Annotated in this window: 2 protein-coding genes; both read right to left on the bottom strand. The window is 32.0% G+C overall.

What is annotated here, in order from left to right; all coding sequences use genetic code 11:
- Window positions 1-56: 56 nt before the first annotated feature.
- A complete protein-coding gene (locus AOG55_RS04560) occupies window positions 57-356 on the bottom strand; it encodes a metal-sulfur cluster assembly factor (RefSeq protein ID WP_048102177.1) in 300 nt (99 codons plus the stop codon).
- Between the two features lie 48 nt (window positions 357-404).
- A partial coding sequence (locus AOG55_RS04555; RefSeq protein WP_084779404.1) for an HPP family protein occupies window positions 405-912 on the bottom strand: 508 nt, incomplete at its 5' end.

Here is a 912-nt window from a genome sequence, read left to right as displayed (position 1 = left end):
TAATATGAATAAATATTTTTTATTATAAACCTGAATAACCATGAAACATCAACATTTTAGTACATGTTTAACTGTTCCTTGGCATAATCACTCATCATGTCCGGAGTCCACTGCGGCTCCCATACAAGCTCTATATCGGCAGCCTCAACCCCCTCAAGGCTTTCGACCTCCTTTTGTGCCTCAGATAGTATCCACGGTGTTACCGGACAGGTGGGGGCCGTCATAGTCATTTTAATATAAACGCGATCCCCGTTTATCTGTACATCATATACAAGTCCAAGGTTAACCACATCCATGCCAATTTCCGGATCTGATACCTGCTTTAATACCTCCAAAATTTCCTCCTTTGTTACCATATTTAAAAATATTATAATTAAATATTTAAACATATTTATGTGTTTAAATTATTGTAAATCTTCTTCAATCACAATGACGAATTTCTTTAAAAGAAAATCAAGAGCTGCTATTATAACCATGCCAGTTATCAAGAAAAATATTGCAAAATAACTGATAGTTTGCAGAATAAAAACAATGCCTATGCCCATTGCCGGCGGATGTTCAGAATGGAAAATAACAAGCAGTATGGCAACTAAGGTCTCCACAAGGGCAATCACATAATATATTGAAATAAAAAATGCCATATAAAATCCTAAAACTCCAACTATTCCAGCTATAATATAACTTTTCAAAAATTTATCTATTTTTGCCGATTTATTATCGGGCATCATAAAGAGTAAAAAGGAAGTTGATGCAAATGAAGAAAACACTATAAATTTTGCAAACGGTACAAAATATATATGCGTTACTGACAGAATAAAGATTGTTATTGATACAGTTATTCCAATAAATATTGCCGGAATTATGTGATTTTTAATTAAAATTTCATATTTTTTAAAATTAAACATTATTAAT

The sequence above is a fragment of the Acidiplasma cupricumulans genome (assembly GCF_001402935.1).
Lineage (GTDB): Archaea > Thermoplasmatota > Thermoplasmata > Thermoplasmatales > Thermoplasmataceae > Acidiplasma > Acidiplasma aeolicum.
The sequence above is the reverse complement of the archived record's forward strand: the minus strand, read 5'-3'. Positions and strand labels throughout refer to the sequence as shown.